Raw genomic sequence first — 17,430 nt, forward strand, 5'->3', positions numbered from 1 at the left:
GTCGCACCAACAATGCCCGAGTCTGATGATGGTTCCGTGACTTCGAAAATTTTTTTCAGGGAACATGCACGCTTTGCGTGCCGACCACTCTCTGTCTGGCCACCAGCCAGTCGCGGCCGGCATGCGCAAACACCGCGGCGAGCACGATGGCGCCGCCGATCAGGCTGGCGGCCGGCGCGACTTCGCCCAGAAACAGGAAGGCGAACAGGATCGCGAACGGCACTTCGGCCGAGCCAAGCAGCCCGGATTCGGCCGCCGGGATGAGCCGCGCGCCCTCCGTCCACAGGATCGAGGACAGCGCGAAGCAGGCGCCGAACGTGACAAGCAGCACGGTATCCCTGGACGAGACCGCCAGCGGATCGGTAACGAACCAGCCGAGTACGAACAAAAGGAATGCCGACACCGCACCCGCCCACACCACCGGCGTGTCGCGGAAGGCGCGCACCATGATCATGTAGAGCGCGCTGCCCATCGTCATCAGCAGCGCCAGTCCATCGCCAAAGAGATTGCCGCTGCCGAAGCCCGACCACACCATGATCGCCACGCCGCAAAGCGACACGGCGGCGGCGGCCAGCGTCTGCAGGCGGAACCGCTCGCCGACCAGCAGGAAGGCAAGCAGCGCGGTGACGAAGGGCACGGTGGCGTAGATGATGGCGACATTGGCGACGAAGGTGAACTTGAACGCCGAGATGAAGGCGATGCTGGCCAGCGCCCCTTCCACCGCCAGCAGCCAGCCGCGCCAGCCTAGCCGCAGGCTCTCACGCCCGCCGGAGCGGTGTCGCCGCCACAGCACATAGAGTGCGACCAGGATCGAGCCGACAAAGCCGCGCCAGCAGATGATGGTCAGCGGGTCGGCATGGATCGACTTGGTCAAGACGCCGGTGAGGCCGAAGACGGCCGCGGATGACGACACCAGGATGATGCCCAGCGTGCGCTCGGCGGCGAGGTCGGGCGCGCCTTGCATCTGCGTCTCAGGTCGATCGAGAGAGTCCGTCATGTCACCAGACTACACTTCCTGTCTTGACACCTTGCTGTCAGCAGCAGTTACGATCCTATGGCAAGGGCTGATGCGGCTCTACGCCAACTTCGGCTTGCGTTGGGGCAGGGTCTGGCGGCCTTTCATTCGGCCGATGCTGTTATGCGAGGAGGCGGACGCGCGTTTTCGGCGTGTTGCAATGCTGGACGGCTACAGCTTAATCGGGTAATTTTGAGCCCACGAATGGCGTGGCGCGTCCCGGACCATGGAGAGGGCTTGCCGGAGCGTGCGCTGCATAAATCCGGGATTTTCGATGACTGAAGTGATCGATCGACTGGTGATGGCGATGAACGCGCATCACCTCGATGCTGTCACCGCTCTCATCCACGAGAACTATAGGAGCGTTCAGCCGGCGCACCCGAGCAGAGCCTTTGTCGGGCGGGACCAGATGCGCGCCAACTGGGAGGCCATGTTCTCTGGAATACCTGACTTCCATGCTGCGGTCACGCGCTCCGTCCAAGACGGTGACACGACGTGGAGCGAATGGCATTGGTCAGGTACTCGCAGTGACGGGCAAACCTTCGAGGTGCGCGGGGTCACGCTGTTCGAAATCATCGACGGTCGGATTGTGGCCGGGCGCCTGTATCTGGAGGACGTCGAGCGGCAGGTTGTCGGCATCGAAGAGGCGGTTGAAGCCCTCTCCGGGCGCCGTCCGCCAACAGCCAGCAGTGGAACCGGTTCCTGACTTCATCACCGCGCCGCGGCGGAGACAGCTTCGCTGGGCGCCCAAGGGGTATTTGGGCCTTGAAGGGGGAAGGCCTGTTCGGCTCAGGCTCGCGAAATCTGGCATGTAGTTGTTCCCGAACCTGGCCATTGGTCTTGGCCGGCCGAACCGGCATCAGCATGTGGTCGCCATGGAGGCGGACATGGACGCAACCGCCCTGAAGGCCATGCCGCGTCGCTGAAGGAGGCCTGTCGCAACGATGCCTCGCGCAATCGCTTCGTTCCAAACCCTCGCGGGCGCCATGGCGCCAAGGGACTATCGAAAAGGATCGGAAATGGACGCCACCGTACTGAAGGCCATGCAGGCGCCGCTGAAGGAGGCCTATCGCGACGATGCCTCGCGGGCGCTGATCACGCTCAAGGCCAAGGGTTCGATCGACGACCAGTCGATCGCCTGCAAGGTGGAGACGGGCAGGGCGATGGCGGTGGCCGGTCTGCATCCGGCAACCGGCGGCTCCGGGCTCGAACTGTGCTCGGGCGACATGCTGCTGGAGGCGCTGGTGGCCTGCGCCGGGGTGACGCTGAAAGCGGTGGCGACGGCGCTGGAGTTCAAACTGGGCGCTGCAACGGTCGAGGCCGAAGGCGATCTCGACTTTCGCGGCACGCTGGGTGTGGCAAGAGACGCGCCGGTCGGCTTTCGCGCCATCCGGCTGAGTTTCAACCTCGACACCGACGAGCCGCAGGAGCGCATCGACGCGCTGATCAAGCTGACCGAACGCTATTGTGTGGTGTTCCAGACCATCAACAGCAAGCCAGAATTGACGGTGAGTGCGCGCCGCTGATCTCCCCCCTCGAGGGGGAGATGTCGCCCAAGGCGACAGAGGGGGGCGGGCCGACCGGGCGCGACTTCATACGGCAGAAGGAGGTTGGCGCTCTATGCGCGGCGACCCCCCTCTGGCCTGCCGGCTTTCGTCGCTCAGAAAGCCAAGCAATTGGCTTTCCGTCCGCTACGCGAACCGCTTCTCAACCCCCTCAGGGGGGAGATGACGCTACTGCGCCGCCGGCTCTTCTGCATCACCCTCGTCGGTAAATGGCGAGGCGCTCGGCACGCAGTTCACCGCCCACCCGGCCGGCGTCGGCTGCTTCTGATATTCGGTGACGGCGTTGGTGCACTGTTCGCGGGTGTCGAAGGTGCTGGGCAGCACCACCATGCCGCCTTGCGGCCCGGCGATCACCAGATACCAGACCAACGCTACGCTTGGAGCAGCCATGGGAATTCCTCGTCTTGCTTGTTGTGGGAGTCGGGTTGATCCTATCAACTTCGCACCGATGGCGAAAGCGTGGCCGTCGCGCAGCCTTCCACGATGACATCACAGCCCCGTGATGTCTGGCACCCCAAAGCTGGCCTATTCTGGCTGCCGGTAGGCGACGAACCGGTTGTGCTTGGCTTGGAAGATCAGCCCGGTCTCTTTCAGGTCCGGGCTGGCCAGCGGCACGATGCGTTTGGCGATTTCGGATGGATGCGGCAGCGTCTCCGGGTCTTCGCCGGGCACGGCTTGCGCGCGCATCGCCGTGCGGGTGGGGCCGGGGTCGGCGGCGTTGACCCTGAGCGGCAGGTTTTCCGTCTCATGCGCCCAGGAGCGCATCATGGTCTCGACCGCCGCCTTCGAGGCCGCATAGGGCGCCCAGAAGGCGCGCGCGGAATGGGCTGAGTTGGCAGACAGTAGGATCGCGCGGCCCGCATCGGAGAGACGCAGAAGCGGGTCGACCGAGCGGATCAGCCGCCATGTCGAGGTGACGTTGATGGTCATCACCTTCTCGAAGGTTTTTGCCTCGACATGGCCGATCGGCGAGATGACGCCGAGCACGCTGGCGTTGGCAACGAGGATGTCGAGCTTGCCCCAGCGCTCATGGATGGCGCCGCCCAACCGGTCGATGCCGGCCATGTCGGCAAGGTCGAGCGGCACCAGCGTCGCCTCGCCCTTGCTGGTCTTCGCGCGCTCGGCCTTGATCTGGTCGTCGAGCTCTTCCAGCCCGCCAACGGTGCGGGCAACGGCGATGACATGCGCACCGGCAGCGGCAAGCTCTTTGGCGATGAAGTAGCCGATGCCACGCGAGGCGCCGGTGACGACCGCAACGCGGCCGGAAAGGTCGAGGGTCATGCGATGGATTCCGGAAATCTGACTAGGGAAAATGGCGGACCGGCAATCCTATGCCCCGCTCGTCGCCAGCAGCGACAGCGTGCGCACATTGTCGTGGCCTTCGAAGTCGAGCAGGCGCGTCGGGTACTGGCCGGTGAAGCAGGCGTCGCAGAATTGCGGCTGCTCATTGTCGCGACCCGCCTCGCCGACGGCGCGGTAGAGCCCGTCGATGCTGAGGAAACCGAGGGAATCGACGCGGATGAACTCGGCCATCTCTTCGATCGACATGCGCGAGGCCAGAAGCTTCGACTTCTCCGGCGTGTCGACGCCGTAGAAACAGGAGGCGCGCGTCGGCGGCGAGGCGATGCGCATATGCACTTCCTTGGCGCCGGCGTCGCGCACCATCTGGACAATCTTCTGGCTGGTGGTGCCGCGCACGATCGAGTCGTCGACCAGCACCACGCGCTTGCCCTCGATCATGCGGCGGTTGGCGTTGTGCTTGAGCTTGACGCCCATGTGGCGGATCGAATCGCCCGGCTGGATAAAGGTGCGGCCGACATAGTGGTTGCGGATGATGCCGAGCTCGAAGGGGATGCCCGCGGCCTGGCTGAAGCCGATCGCCGCCGGTGTGCCCGAATCGGGCACCGGCACGACGATGTCGGCCTCTACAGGGCTTTCCTGCGCCAGCTCGGCGCCGATGCGCTTGCGCACCTCATAGACGTTGCGACCTTCGACCGACGAATCCGGGCGGGCGAAATAAACATATTCGAAGATGCAGAAACGGGTCTTCTGCGGCTCGAACGGGAACAGGCTTTCTATGCCCTTGCTGGTGACGACGACCATCTCGCCCGGCTTCAGGTCGCGCACGAAGCGCGCGCCGATGATGTCGAGTGCGCAGGTTTCGGAGGCCAGGATCCAGGCGCCGTCGAGATCGCCGAGCACCAGCGGGCGGATGCCGAGCGGATCGCGGCAGCCGATCATCTTCTTGGACGTCATCGCCACCAGCGAGAAGGCGCCTTCGACCTGACGCACCGCATCGATGAAGCGCGAATTCAGGTCGCGCTCCTTGCTGGTGGCAACCAGATGCAGCAGCGTCTCGGTGTCGGAGGTCGACGAGAAGATCGCGCCCTGTTTCTGTAGCGCGCGCTGCACGGTCATGGCGTTGGTCAAATTGCCGTTATGGGCGACGGCGAAGCCGCCATCGGCAAGTTCGGCGAAAAAGGGCTGGATGTTGCGCAGGCCGGCGCCGCCGGTGGTGGCGTAGCGGGTGTGGCCGATGGCGCGGTTGCCTTGCAAGCTGTCGATGACGCGCTGCTTGGTAAACGTGTCGCCGATCAGGCCGACATGGCGTTCGACATGGAATTGGGTGCCGTCGTAGGAAACGATGCCGGCCGCTTCCTGGCCGCGATGTTGCAGCGCATGGAGGCCAAGCGTGACGATCGCCGCAGCATCCTGCCGGCCGAAAATGCCGAACACGCCGCATTCGTCATGAAAATGATCGTCGGCTTCGGCGGAAAGCACGTCGTCTGCGTCTGCCTTCGAAACTGCCATGGGGCTCAAGCTCCGCTAAAATCGCCATATAAGGTGATAGTGCGTCGAAAGCAACGCATGCTGTGCGCCGTTCACATGATCGTCAGTCGCGAGATGGCGCCGTCTGGCAGGTGCCACCTTGCCCAAAAGTCAGTTTGCCGGCGCAGCCGGGGCCGGAGCGGCCGGTGCATTTTCGGCCGGAGGCGCGTCGGTCTCGCTGTCGTCGGGTGCCGGAGCATCGGCATCGTCGCCGGCCGCAGGCGCATCCGCTGCCGGCGCGTCGGCTGCAGGGGGCGTCTCCGGCGCGGCCGGCTGATTCGGATTGAGCTTCTTGAGGATGGCGTTTTCCGGATCTTCCGGCAGCAGGCTTTCGAGCTTGGCGCCGATCGATTCCAGCAGCGGCTTCGACTTGGCGTTGGCGATCCAGGCCGGAGCCTTGGCGCCGGCCAGCCAGTTGAAGAACAACAGCGCCACTGCAACCACCAGGATGCCGCGCGCCGCGCCGTAGAGGAAGCCGAGCGTGCGGTCGAGCGCGCCGATCCTGGAATCGATGATCCAGTCGGCGAGTTTCATGGTGATGACGGAGACGACGATCAGCGCGATGATGAAGACGACGCCGGCGGCAGCCGCCATGGCGATCTTGTCGTTGTCGACATAGGGCTGGATGTAGGGCAGCACCGGCTTGTAGAAGAAGAACGCCGCCGCTGCCGCCGCTGCCCAGGAGATGACGGACAGAATCTCGCGTGAAAAGCCGCGAACCATGGCGAGCATCGCCGAAACCAGGGTGAAGCCGACAAGAATTCCGTCAAGCAGCGTAATCGGCATGTCTTTCGCCCCACTCCGATTTTCTATTTCACGGCTCGACGAGCCGCGTCACTCTTCCTCGTCGGCGCGGCTGCGCCGTGAGCCGGCTATGCGCGCCACGAGATCGGCAAGCTCGGTGGGCTGGAAAGCGCCGGCCCCTATCCCCCCGGCAAGTTCCTCGCTGCCCAAGGGCAGAACCGCACTTGCGAACCCCAGCTTTTCGGCTTCCTTGAGGCGCTGTAGCGCATGCGCCACCGGTCTCACGGCCCCCGAAAGGCTGATTTCGCCGAAATAGACGCAATCGGCGGGAAGGGCAAGACCGGTGAGCGAGGAAACCAGCGCCGCCACGACCGCGAGATCGGCGGCAGGCTCGGTAATCCGGTAGCCACCGGCGACGTTGAGATAGACGTCATGTGTGCCGAAACGCACCCCGCAATGGGCTTCGAGCACCGCCAGGATCATCGACAGCCGGGCGCCGTCCCAGCCGACGACGGCGCGGCGCGGTGTGCCCAGCGACGACGGCGCCACCAGCGCCTGGATCTCGACCAGCACCGGCCTGGTGCCTTCCATGCCGGCGAAAACCGCGGCACCCGGCGATTTCGCATGGCGTTCGCCGAGGAAAAGCTCGGACGGGTTGGCGACCTCGCGCAGGCCCTTGTCCGACATTTCGAAGACGCCGATCTCGTCGGTCGGCCCGAACCGGTTCTTCACCGTGCGCAGGATGCGGTAGTGGTGGCCGCCTTCGCCCTCGAAATAGAGCACCGCGTCGACCATGTGCTCGACGACGCGCGGGCCTGCGATCTGACCTTCCTTGGTGACATGGCCGACCAGCACGATCGCCGCCCCTGTGGATTTCGCATAGCGGATCATCGCCTGGGCGGAGGCGCGCACCTGGGTGACGGTGCCGGGCGCCGAATCGGCCATATCGGTCCACAGCGTCTGGATCGAATCGAGGATCACCAGGTCCGGCCGCTTGCCGTCGGCTATTGTCGCCAGGATGTCCTCGACATTGGTCTCGGCGGCGAGTTCGACCGGTGTGTCGGCGACGCCGAGCCGCTGCGCCCGCAGCCTGATCTGGGCGACCGCCTCTTCGCCCGAGACATAAACGATACGGTGGCCTTTTGCCGCGAGCGCCGCGGCCGCCTGGGTCAAAAGCGTCGATTTGCCGATGCCGGGATCGCCGCCGACCAGAAGGGCGGAGCCGCGCACGAAGCCGCCGCCGGTGGCGCGGTCGAGTTCGCCGATGCCGGAGATGATGCGCGGCGCATCCTCGATGTCGCCCGACAGCGTGGTCAGCACCACGGCGCGGCCCTTGCGGGCGTTGCGCGTGTTGGCCGGACCCGAGCCGATGCCGCCCGACGTGCCTTCCTCGACCAGCGTGTTCCATTCGCCGCAGGCATCGCATTTGCCGGCCCAGCGCTGATGCACCGAACCGCAATTCTGGCAGATGAACTGGACGCGGGATTTGGCCATTAGATTGATGCTGTGTGGAAGTGGCAGAGGCTCGGCGATCCTGCCCACCCCCCTCTGTCCTGCCGGACATCTCCCCCGCAAGGGGGGAGATTGGCAGCTTCACGGGCGGCGTTTTCCTTGCAACGCTGGCGATTGGCGAAATCGATGGCAACATCCAATCTCCCCCCTTGCGGGGGAGATGGCCGGCAGGCCAGAGGGGGGTGTGACGGAACGCGAGCGTAGATCAAAAGATCACTCAAACCGATCCGGCAGATGATGCTCCTCGGCAAGATCCGAGAACCGCGTGAATTCGCCCTGGAAGGCAAGGCTGACCGAACCGGTCGGGCCATGGCGCTGCTTGGCGACGATCACCTCGGCCTTGCCGCGCATCTCGTTCATCTCGTGTTCCCATTTGATGTATTCGTCGGTGCCGGGCTTCGGCTCGCGGTTCTTCAGATAGTATTCCTCACGATAGACGAACATCACCACGTCGGCGTCCTGCTCGATCGAACCGGATTCACGCAGGTCGGAGAGCTGTGGGCGCTTGTCGTCGCGGCTTTCGACCTGACGCGACAGCTGCGACAGCGCGATGATCGGCACTGAGAGTTCCTTGGCCAGCGCCTTCAGCCCGGTGGTGATCTCGGTGATTTCCTGCACGCGGTTCTGCGAGGACTTGGCACTGGAACCCTGCATCAGCTGGATATAGTCGATGACGATGAGGTCGAGGCCACGCTGGCGTTTCAGGCGACGCGCGCGCGCCGAGAGCTGAGCGATCGAGATGCCGCCGGTCTGGTCGATGAACAGCGGAATCTTCTGCATGGTCTGCGAGCAGGCGACCAGCTTTTCGAAATCCATCTCGGAAATCTCGCCGCGGCGGATTTTTGACGACGAAATTTCCGTCTGTTCGGAAATGATGCGGGTGGCGAGCTGCTCAGACGACATTTCCAGCGAGAAGAAGCCGACGACGCCGCCATTGGCGGCCTTGAACGAACCGTCGGCCTGCTGCGCCGGCTGATACATCTCGGCGATGTTGAAGGCGATGTTGGTGGCGAGCGATGTCTTACCCATGCCCGGGCGGCCGGCAATGATGATCAGATCCGACGCCTGCAGGCCACCCATGCGGCGGTCGAGATCGCGCATGCCGGTGGCGAGGCCCGAAAGATGGCCGTCGCGCATATAGGCGGCATTGGCCATGTCGACGGCGGTCTTGACCGCATCGGTGAAACTTTCGAAGCCGCCATCGTAGCGCCCGGTCTCGGCCAGTTCGAACAGGCGCCGCTCGGCATCCTCGATCTGCTCGGACGGCGACATGTCGACCGGCGCGTCATAGGCGATGTTGACCATGTCCTCGCCGACGGTGATCAGCGCGCGCCGCGTCGCCAGATCGTAGATGGCGCGGCCGTAGTCGGTGGCGTTGACGACGGTGACGGCCTCGACCGCCAGCCGCACGACATATTGCGCCACCGTCATCTCGCCGACCTTCTCGTCGGCCGGCAGGAAGGTTTTCAGCGTGATCGGTGTCGCCACCTTGCCCATGCGGATGAGCTCGGCCGCGACCTCGAATATCCTGCGATGCAGCGGCTCATAGAAATGGCCGGACTTCAAAAAGTCGGAGACACGGTAGAAGGCGTCATTGTTGACGAGGATGGCGCCGAGCAGCGCCTGCTCGGCCTCGATGTTGTTCGGTGCCTCGCGATAGAGCGGTGTTTCCGCCACGCCGAATTTGCGTGCTGCCTCAGCCATGATGTCCCCGATTTCGATCCCGGCTTCTCGATATCAGAACGCGAAAAATCCGGTGCTGACTTATATGCATCACTCGCGTCCAATCAGCGTTGATGCCCGCGATTCACAGCCAAGATATTTCGGTGGAAAGAATCGTCATTGACTCGAATCGAGTTGGGGAGCGTAGCGTTTCTCGAAGGAGAACAAAACAAGAAAATCCACATCTATGGCTTATTCGGGCAGCGCATCGCCCCAGTCCAGGCGCCGCGCGGCCTTGAACAGCCCGCCGTCGCGCTTGGTGAACAGTTTCTCGTCAGCGCTGCCGTCTGGTTGGCAAAGTTTCAGCAACACCTTGCCGGAACCCGATTTCGGCGGCGCGATCACCCGTGCGAGGTGTGAGGACGCGGGCTGCCGCGAGGCGGCGACGTAGATGAACTTCTCGTCCTCCCACGGCACGTCGGCGTCCTTGGCCAGCCGATGCAGGCGCGAGCGGGCGACACGGCGGGCGAAATGGCACCAGTCGGGCGGGCTGACAGGGCAGGGCGCGTCATGCGGGCATGGGGCTAGCACATGCGCGCCGGCCTCGATCAGTTGTCGGCGCACGGCAAGGATGCGCTGCCAGCCGGCCGGCGTGCCCGGCTCGACGATCAGCAGCGTATCTGCGGTCAGCTGCCACAGCCGGTCGACGAGTTTGGGCAATGACGCCGGCGGGATCTCGTCGAGCACGTAGGCGCAAGTGACCAGTTCGGCCGGCTTGAGATCGGCAAGGTCGATGGTGACGTCGCCAGCCAACCAGGCGATTTTGGCGCCCATCGTGTCGGCGGCAAGGGTCTCGCCGACCTTGCGCACCGCGGCGCTGGCTTCCAGCAGCACCGCCTGTTCGAGGTCAGGCCAGAGATCGGTCGTGGCCCAAACCACCGTGCCCGGGCCGGCGCCGACGTCGAGCAAGGTCTTCGGGGCATAGTCCGGTCGGGCAGCGCTCAGCTGATCGAGGCTGGCGCGGACGGCGGCATAGGTCGCCGGCAGCCGCGTCGCCAGATAGGCTTTCACCGCCATGTCCTCCGCCATGTGCAGGCGGCCGTCGCGCAGTTCGGCGCGGTAGCGGTCCGAAAGCGTCTTTGCCGCTTGCTTGAGGACCGGCAACGGCACCTTTTCGAGAATGCGCTCGACGCCTTGTCGCAGTGGGGCAGGCAACTCCATCGTTCAGGCGCCTCGAGGTGCGAGCAGGATGACCGAGGCGCCGACAATGCAGAGCGTGGCCCCAGCAAGGTCCCAGCGATCGGGACGCACGCCTTCGACCAGCCAAAGCCAGGCCAGCGACGCGGCAATGTAGATGCCGCCATAGGCGGCATAGGCGCGGCCGGCTGCTGACGTGTCGACCAGTGCCAGCAGGAAGGCGAATAGGGCCAGCAAGACGAGGCCGGGCAACAGCCATAGCGGCGAATTCTCCAGCCGCCACCACGCCCAGAACGAAAAACAGCCGGCGATCTCGGCCAGCGCGGCAGCGACGTAGAGGAGATAGGTCATGAAAAAGGTCTCGCGATAACGAGACCTTTTTCATGGTTGGGCAGGCAATGGCAAGAACAATGGCCGATTGGTTGCCGCGGTAGTTCTATTCTGGATCCGCCACCTTGCGGCGACGGGCCGGCTTGGCGGCCGGCTGTTGCTGGCGGTGTCCGATCTCGCGCATTTCCAGCGCCTTCTCGCATTTGGCCATGTAGTCGCGGGCCATCGGCAGCGTGTCGTTCTTCTTGGCGATCTGGATCTGGAAGATCACCAAATCCTGCCAGCGGAAGGCGGCTTCGGAAGCCGCCAGGTAGAACTCCCACATGCGGCAGAAGCGCTCGTCATAGATCGCCTTGGCCTTGTCGCGGTTGGCGGCAAAGCGCTGGCTCCAGTGCTTCAGCGTGTCGGCATAGTGCAGCCGCAGGATCTCGACATCGGTGACGATGAGGCCCGACTTCTCGATTGCCGGCATCACTTCGGAGAGCGAGGGGATGTAGCCGCCCGGGAAGATGTATTTGCGGATGAAGGCGCTGGTTGCCCACGGCACGCCGGAGCGGCCGATCGTGTGCAGCAACATGACGCCGTCCGGCTTCAGCAGCGTCGCCGATTTGTCGAAGAAGGTGCGGTAGTGGTTGACGCCGACATGTTCGAACATGCCGACCGAGACGATGCGGTCAAAACGCTCGTTGAGCTCGCGGTAGTCCTTCAGTTCGAAATGCACGCGGTTTTCCAGGCCTTGCGCATGAGCACGGTCGGTGGCGACGCCATGCTGCTCGGTCGACAGCGTCACGCCTTGCACGTCGACGTCGAAGGATTTTGCCATGAAGAGACCAAGTCCGCCCCAGCCGGAGCCGATGTCGAGCACCGTCTGCCCGGCCTTCAGCCGAAGCTTGGCCGCGATATGGCGCTTCTTGGCCGCCTGCGCCTCGTCGAGCGTCATGTCCGGCTGCTCGAAATAGGCGCAGGAATACTGCATGTCCTCGTCGAGGAAGAGCCGGTAGAGATCGCCTGACAGATCATAGTGGCGCTGCACGTTGCGGCGCGCCCGCGTCGCGGTGTTGATCTGCTGCAGGCGGCGGAAGGCGTGGCGCAGGCCTTCGATCGCCTTCGCCCAGGTGGCGTCGATGCCGCCGCTGCCCATGTTCTGGAAGGCGATGCGCATCACGCCCAGCACGCCGCCCTCGATAATGTCGAGCTCGCCGTCCATATAGGCTTCCGGCACCGCCAGCATCGGGTCGAAGGTGATGGCGCGCTCGGCATGCGCGGTCTTGATGTGCATGTGCACCATTTCGCCGCTGCCGTCGCCGAACACCACCGTCGAGCCTCTCGGCCCGGTGACCTTGAGACTGCCTGTGCGAACCAGGCGATCGAGAACGCGTTTGAGCAGAATATTCATGACCAATTGTCCCCTTTCGGTCAGACAGCCTGTCTAAATTCTGCACCAATATATAGGGTTTCGAAAAGTTCCGCTTGGCACAAAAATGCCCGGGCGAGAGGCCCGGGCATTGGTCCACAAAGGCTGGATGCCGACAAAGTGATGAGGGAGCGCCGCTCTGGCGCTTCCTCATGCTTGATCAGGCGTTCTCTTCGCCGCCTTCGAACTCAGTGTTCGGGTCGAAGAAGTTTTCCGGACGGGCGTTGTCGTTGATGTCGTCGCCATAGATGGCTTCGGCAGTGGTCAGCGTCTCGCCCTTGGCCTGGCGCTCGGCTTCGTCGGCCGTGCGGGCGATGTTGAGCGTGATGGTGACTTCGACTTCCGGATGCAGCGCGATCGCCACATTGGTCAGGCCGATGGTCTTGATCGGCTGGTTGAGCAGGATCTGGTTGCGGTTGACCGAGAAGCCGCCAGCCGTCAGCAGATCGGCGATGTCACGGGTCGACACCGAACCGTAGAGCTGGCCGGTTTCACCAGCCGAACGCACGGCGATGAAGCTCTTGCCGTCGAGCTTTTCCGAAACCTGCAAGGCTTCCGACTTGCGCTCGAGGTTACGGGCTTCCAGCTGGGCGCGCTGTCCCTCGAACTTCTTCTTGTTGGCTTCGTTGGCGCGCAGCGCCTTGCCCTGCGGCAGCAGGAAGTTGCGGGCGAACCCGTCCTTGACCTTGACGGTATCGCCCATCTGACCGAGGCGGGAAACGCGTTCGAGAAGAATGACTTCCATGGTTTTGTTCCTTCAGTTTGGGTGCCAATCCATGGGATCGACGCCGAATTGTCTGGAACAGGTCAGGAAGCTTCTAGCGCCTTTGGCGCTGGTGTCGCTGTCCTGCCTGTCGCGGCAGTTAGAGGTCTTTGACCTCAACCCGGGATTTGAAGAGAAACCCTGCGGCGCCCGTCGCCGTGGGAGAAAAAAGCGGGCGGCGAACCGCCCGCTCGAAAGTCTTAGCGAACCACGTATGGCAGCAGGCCGAGGAAGCGGGCGCGCTTGATCGCCTTGGCGAGCTCGCGCTGCTTCTTCTGGCTGACGGCGGTGATGCGCGACGGCACGATCTTGCCGCGCTCGGAAATGTAGCGCTGCAGCAGACGCACGTCCTTGTAGTCGATCTTGGGCGCGTTGGCGCCGGAGAACGGGCAGGTCTTGCGGCGGCGGTGGAAAGGGCGCCGGGTCGGGATCTGATTGATGTCGACCATTATTCTGCACCCCCTTCAAAGCCTTCGCGCGGACGGCGCGGACCACGATCGGCACCTGCGTCGCCGAACGAGCGCGGCGGACGATCGCCACGGTCGCCGCGATCACGGTCGCCGAACGAGCGCGGACCACGATCGCCACGGTCGCGATCGCCGAAGCCGCCGCGTTCCGAGCGCTCTTCGCGCTTCTGCATCATGGCCGACGGGCCTTCCTCATGCGCCTCGACCTTGACGGTCAGGAAACGCAGCACGTCTTCGGACAGGCCCATCTGGCGCTCCATCTCGTTGAGCGCTGCCGGCGGGCAGGTGAGGTCCATAAGCGTGTAGTATGCCTTCCGGTTCTTGTTGACCCGGTAGGTGAGGGACTTCAGTCCCCAGTTCTCGACCCGGCCGACGGACCCGCCATTCGCGGAGATGACACCCTTGTACTGTTCGACAAGCGCATCGACCTGCTGCTGCGAGAGGTCCTGCCGGGCAAGAAACACATGTTCGTATAGAGCCATAGTGGTTCAGTGCCTTTCTTCGTTTCTCTCCCGGTTCCCGGCGGCAAAAGCCTCTGCAACTTCTCTGACCCGCTGATCCCGAAAGGGGGCGGGGAAGAAAGGAGCATTTCGAGACGGTCGAGAGCGGAGACACGGGAGGCGGAAGCGCTTCTGGCTTCACACGAAGGTTTTGGATAAAACCTCCGGCCCTCCGTTCAGCCCCCAGCAAGGACCGGCAGATTGCGGGCGTCTATACAGCAATCCGGCTGGAAGGCAAGCACAAGCAGCGTTGCACGCAGTGTCCTTGGCGTCGCAGGGTCGAAAAACGCCGTCGTTCAGCTCGTATGAGCGACGAGCTTGTCGACCGTTTCGGGGAAGAAGTCGGGGGCTGCGTGGCGCTTGCCGAACATCATGTCGTATTGCAACAGGCGGAAATCGTTGATCGCCGGATCGATCGTCTTCTGCCGTGCCCAGTCGGGCGTGGCGTCGCCTGCCGGTGTCAGCAAGAGATTGCGGTCGACGACACGGTAGTGCTCGCGCAAGGCACCAAGGAAGCCGGTGTAGTAGGGGTGGCTGATGCCGGCCATGGTCAGGATATGATAGGGCAGGAAGGCTGGGCTGACCGCGCCCATGTCCTCGGCCGGACCGGTCCGGTTCGACCACAGGATGAGCGGTGTCTGGTGGTGCTCGAGCGCCGCCTCGGCCGACGGTTCCTTGCGCGGCGCGACATTGTCCTTGAGGAACCCGGTCTCGACATAGACCGGCCCGAGCGGCGGCAGATGGTCACCGAAAAAGGCGATGACCGTCGGCCGGTCGCGCTTCTTCGCCCATTCGATCAGCCGCTCGAGGCCGCGGTCGGCGTCGGCGGAGCCTTCGGCATAGCTCAACAGCGATTCACGCGCCCACGGGCTGATCCGCGCGTCGACCTTGTGGGTCGGATTGTAATAGCGATGCGGCTCGTAGGGCCCGTGGTTCTGCAGGCTGACGGCGAAGAAGAATACCGGATCGTCGCTGGCGTCGGCCTCGCGGATGATCTCGTCGGTCATCGCCGCATCGGAGGCCAGCGGTCCGCGCTTTTCCAGATAGGGCAGGTTTTCTTCCGATTTGAAGTCGTTGAAGCCGAAATCGGCATAGACCGCGCCGCGGTTCCAGAACCAGTTGGTGCCGGGATGGATGGCGCGCGCCCTGTAGCCCTGGCCTTTCAGGAACGTCGCCAGCGAAGGCGTCGGGGTGCGTACATATTGCTGGTAGGGAATGCTGCCGGCCGGCAGGAAGGCGTTGGAAAAGCCGGTCAGCGCTTCGAACTCGATGTTGGCGGTCATGCCGCCGAATTCGGGCGAGAACATATAGCCGGAGCGCAGTGCCCGCACATTGGGGATCGGGTCGGGCGTGATGGTGACGCCGGGCAGTTTGGTCGGATCCCAGAAGGATTCGCTCATGACGATGATGATGTCGGGCTTCTCTGCCGGCACCGACGCCGTCACATCGGATCTGTCGATCGCCGCGATCGCCTTTTCGGAGTAGCCCGCCGGCGCCGAGACATGGGCCATCGGCACGTTGAGCGCGAAGGCGAGCGCAAAGCCGTTGGAGGCGTAGTTTTCCTTCTGGTCCCACATGATCGGGATGATCTGCAGCCGGTCGCGGGTCCACGAGAAAGTGGCATAGTCCATGATCGAGACGACGAAGGCGAGCAGCGGCACGGTCAGCGTCAGCCGGGCGAGCCGGCCCTTGTGGCTGAGCGCCGGCACCCGGCGGCGCCATAGCCGCCAGCCATAGACCAGCAGCGACAGCCCGCCGACGATGCCAACCGCCATCATGATGGCGGTTCCCGGGCGATCACGCACCAGAAGCGGCATCAGCGCCACGATCTGGCGGGAGTAGAGGAAGTCGGTGGGATAGAGCGGGTCGCCGAGATAGAGCGACTTCTGGTGGCCGACAAACGCCAGCGCCAACGTCAGCGGTGCGACGATCATCAGGCTCTGGTGGCTGCGGCCGAGCACGGCATCGAGGCCGATGAGGATCAGCGCGAAGATGATGATGGTGGTCCAACCCGGCTTGAACGGCTGCAGGAAGAAGCCGACCGTGCCCATGAAGTCGCCGCGCACGATCAGTTCGATTGCGAAAACCAGGATTGCGGACGCGAGCAGGCTGAGCAGCCCATAGCGGATAACAGGCCATTTCCGGCCCGGCAGATAGCCGGTGGACGGATCGCCTTCCAGAAACTGCGGCGCGGCCTTGCCAGCGCGCTTCAAACGGTTTGCCACCTTAAAATCCCCGGCCCGCAACAAATGCGTCATCGAATTGTCATCGAACTGTCACGCAAAGCTAGCGCCTGTGGCGAAAATGAGAAGAGCCAGCAAACGAATCGTGTTCGGTTTTCATCATGAGTGATCGCCAAAAAGCCTTTTGGATCAGGCACTCGCCCAGTGTCGCCGTTCCGAAACCGGTCGCGAATGGCCCCTCGTGGACTTGACTTGGCCGCCCGCCTTGCGTCACAGGCAGGGAAAAACCAGCCTCTGGAGCCGCACATGGCCGTCGCATTCACCTTTCCGGGACAGGGCAGCCAGGCTGTCGGTATGGGCAAGGACCTTGCCGACGCCTTTCCAGAATCGCGCCGGATCTTCGAGGAAGTCGACGAAGCGCTCGGCGAAAACCTGTCGAAGCTGATCTGGGAAGGACCGGAGGAGACGCTGACGCTGACCGCCAATGCCCAGCCGGCGCTGATGGCGGTGTCGCTGGCGGCGATCCGGGCGCTGGAAGCGCGCGGCTTTTCGCTGAAGGACAAGGTCGCCTATGTCGCCGGCCATTCGCTCGGCGAATATTCGGCACTTGCCGCCGCCGGCTTCGTGTCCGTCGCCGATGCCGCCCGGCTGCTGCGCGTTCGCGGCAACGCCATGCAGGCGGCGGTGCCGGCCGGCGAGGGCGCCATGGCGGCGATCATCGGTCTGGAGCAGGCCGATGTCGAAGCCGCCTGCGCGGAGGCCGCCAAGGGCTCAGTCTGCCAGATCGCCAACGACAATGGTGGCGGCCAGCTGGTCATCTCCGGCGGCAGGGCCGCGGTCGAACTGGCGGCGAGGCTGTGCACCGAAAAGGGCGCCAAGCGGGCTCTAATGCTGCAGGTCTCGGCGCCCTTCCATTCGGCGCTGATGGCGCCTGCGGCCGAGGTCATGCGCGAGGCGCTGGCCGGCGTGACGAGGAACGCGCCGGTCATTCCCGTCGTCTCCAACGTGTCGGTGACCCCGACCAGCGATCCCGACGTCATCGCCAGCCGCCTGGTCGAACAGGTGACCGGCCGTGTGCGCTGGCGCGAAACGGTTGAGTGGTTCGGCCAAAACGGTGTTACCACGCTTTACGAAGTGGGCGCCGGCAAGGTGCTGTCTGGGCTGGTGCGGCGCATCAACCGCGACATCGCCACCGGCGCCGTCGGCATGGCGGCCGATGTCGAGGCGGCGCTGGCGGCGCTTGGTTGAT

General features: G+C 64.1%; 17 protein-coding genes. 3 read left to right on the forward strand and 14 right to left on the reverse strand.

Annotated elements, in window-relative coordinates; translation table 11 throughout:
• Window positions 1–55: 55 nt before the first annotated feature.
• A complete protein-coding gene (locus tag AC1DVW_RS01410; RefSeq protein WP_477320786.1) occupies window positions 56–997 on the reverse strand; it encodes a DMT family transporter in 942 nt (313 codons plus the stop codon).
• Between the two features lie 292 nt (window positions 998–1,289).
• Between AC1DVW_RS01410 and AC1DVW_RS01415 the strand changes: the two genes are divergently transcribed.
• On the forward strand, window positions 1,290–1,721 hold the full coding sequence (locus AC1DVW_RS01415; RefSeq protein ID WP_477248335.1) for a nuclear transport factor 2 family protein: 432 nt from the start codon (window positions 1,290–1,292) through the stop codon (window positions 1,719–1,721).
• Between the two features lie 313 nt (window positions 1,722–2,034).
• The gene (locus tag AC1DVW_RS01420; RefSeq protein ID WP_477320787.1) at window positions 2,035–2,541 is read left to right on the forward strand and encodes an OsmC family protein; all 507 of its coding nucleotides are present in this window, start codon (window positions 2,035–2,037) and stop codon (window positions 2,539–2,541) included.
• Window positions 2,542–2,748: 207 nt separating this feature from the next.
• Here AC1DVW_RS01420 and AC1DVW_RS01425 read toward each other — a convergent pair whose 3' ends face one another.
• From AC1DVW_RS01425 to AC1DVW_RS01485, 13 genes are all read right to left on the reverse strand, one after another.
• On the reverse strand, window positions 2,749–2,970 hold the full coding sequence (locus tag AC1DVW_RS01425; protein ID WP_477248331.1) for a hypothetical protein: 222 nt from the start codon (window positions 2,968–2,970) through the stop codon (window positions 2,749–2,751).
• 135 nt (window positions 2,971–3,105) lie between these two features.
• Complete coding sequence (locus AC1DVW_RS01430; protein ID WP_477320788.1) at window positions 3,106–3,861, reverse strand: SDR family NAD(P)-dependent oxidoreductase; 756 nt, start codon at window positions 3,859–3,861, stop codon at window positions 3,106–3,108.
• Window positions 3,862–3,909: 48 nt separating this feature from the next.
• Window positions 3,910–5,391, reverse strand: a complete 1,482-nt coding sequence (purF, locus tag AC1DVW_RS01435) for an amidophosphoribosyltransferase (protein ID WP_477248327.1) — start codon at window positions 5,389–5,391, stop codon at window positions 3,910–3,912.
• 129 nt (window positions 5,392–5,520) lie between these two features.
• Window positions 5,521–6,195: a CvpA family protein gene (locus AC1DVW_RS01440; RefSeq protein ID WP_477248325.1), complete on the reverse strand. Its 675-nt coding sequence runs from the start codon at window positions 6,193–6,195 to the stop codon at window positions 5,521–5,523.
• A gap of 48 nt (window positions 6,196–6,243) precedes the next feature.
• Window positions 6,244–7,647 (reverse strand): DNA repair protein RadA, encoded by a 1,404-nt coding sequence (radA, locus tag AC1DVW_RS01445; RefSeq protein ID WP_477320789.1) that lies wholly within the window; start codon window positions 7,645–7,647, stop codon window positions 6,244–6,246.
• Window positions 7,648–7,878: 231 nt separating this feature from the next.
• Entirely contained in the window at window positions 7,879–9,369 is a 1,491-nt protein-coding gene (locus tag AC1DVW_RS01450) for a replicative DNA helicase (RefSeq protein ID WP_477248321.1), read from the reverse strand.
• A 210-nt stretch (window positions 9,370–9,579) separates the two neighbouring features.
• The gene (locus tag AC1DVW_RS01455; protein WP_477320790.1) at window positions 9,580–10,548 is read right to left on the reverse strand and encodes a small ribosomal subunit Rsm22 family protein; all 969 of its coding nucleotides are present in this window, start codon (window positions 10,546–10,548) and stop codon (window positions 9,580–9,582) included.
• A 3-nt stretch (window positions 10,549–10,551) separates the two neighbouring features.
• Entirely contained in the window at window positions 10,552–10,875 is a 324-nt protein-coding gene (locus AC1DVW_RS01460) for a YnfA family protein (protein WP_477248317.1), read from the reverse strand.
• A gap of 85 nt (window positions 10,876–10,960) precedes the next feature.
• On the reverse strand, window positions 10,961–12,250 hold the full coding sequence (locus AC1DVW_RS01465) for a class I SAM-dependent methyltransferase (protein ID WP_477320791.1): 1,290 nt from the start codon (window positions 12,248–12,250) through the stop codon (window positions 10,961–10,963).
• A gap of 178 nt (window positions 12,251–12,428) precedes the next feature.
• On the reverse strand, window positions 12,429–13,013 hold the full coding sequence (gene rplI / locus AC1DVW_RS01470) for a 50S ribosomal protein L9 (protein ID WP_477248313.1): 585 nt from the start codon (window positions 13,011–13,013) through the stop codon (window positions 12,429–12,431).
• Between the two features lie 218 nt (window positions 13,014–13,231).
• Window positions 13,232–13,480 (reverse strand): 30S ribosomal protein S18, encoded by a 249-nt coding sequence (rpsR, locus tag AC1DVW_RS01475; RefSeq protein ID WP_006203718.1) that lies wholly within the window; start codon window positions 13,478–13,480, stop codon window positions 13,232–13,234.
• The gene (gene rpsF / locus AC1DVW_RS01480) at window positions 13,480–13,980 is read right to left on the reverse strand and encodes a 30S ribosomal protein S6 (protein ID WP_477272221.1); all 501 of its coding nucleotides are present in this window, start codon (window positions 13,978–13,980) and stop codon (window positions 13,480–13,482) included. The genes rpsR and rpsF overlap by 1 nt, the downstream gene beginning before the upstream one ends.
• A 314-nt stretch (window positions 13,981–14,294) precedes the next feature.
• Window positions 14,295–16,256, reverse strand: a complete 1,962-nt coding sequence (locus AC1DVW_RS01485) for an LTA synthase family protein (protein ID WP_477248308.1) — start codon at window positions 16,254–16,256, stop codon at window positions 14,295–14,297.
• Window positions 16,257–16,487: 231 nt separating this feature from the next.
• Here AC1DVW_RS01485 and fabD point away from each other — a divergent pair, with 231 nt between their 5' ends.
• Entirely contained in the window at window positions 16,488–17,429 is a 942-nt protein-coding gene (fabD, locus tag AC1DVW_RS01490) for an ACP S-malonyltransferase (protein ID WP_477320792.1), read from the forward strand.
• Window position 17,430 lies beyond the last annotated feature (1 nt).

The organism is Mesorhizobium sp. P3_B5 (assembly GCF_056402815.1).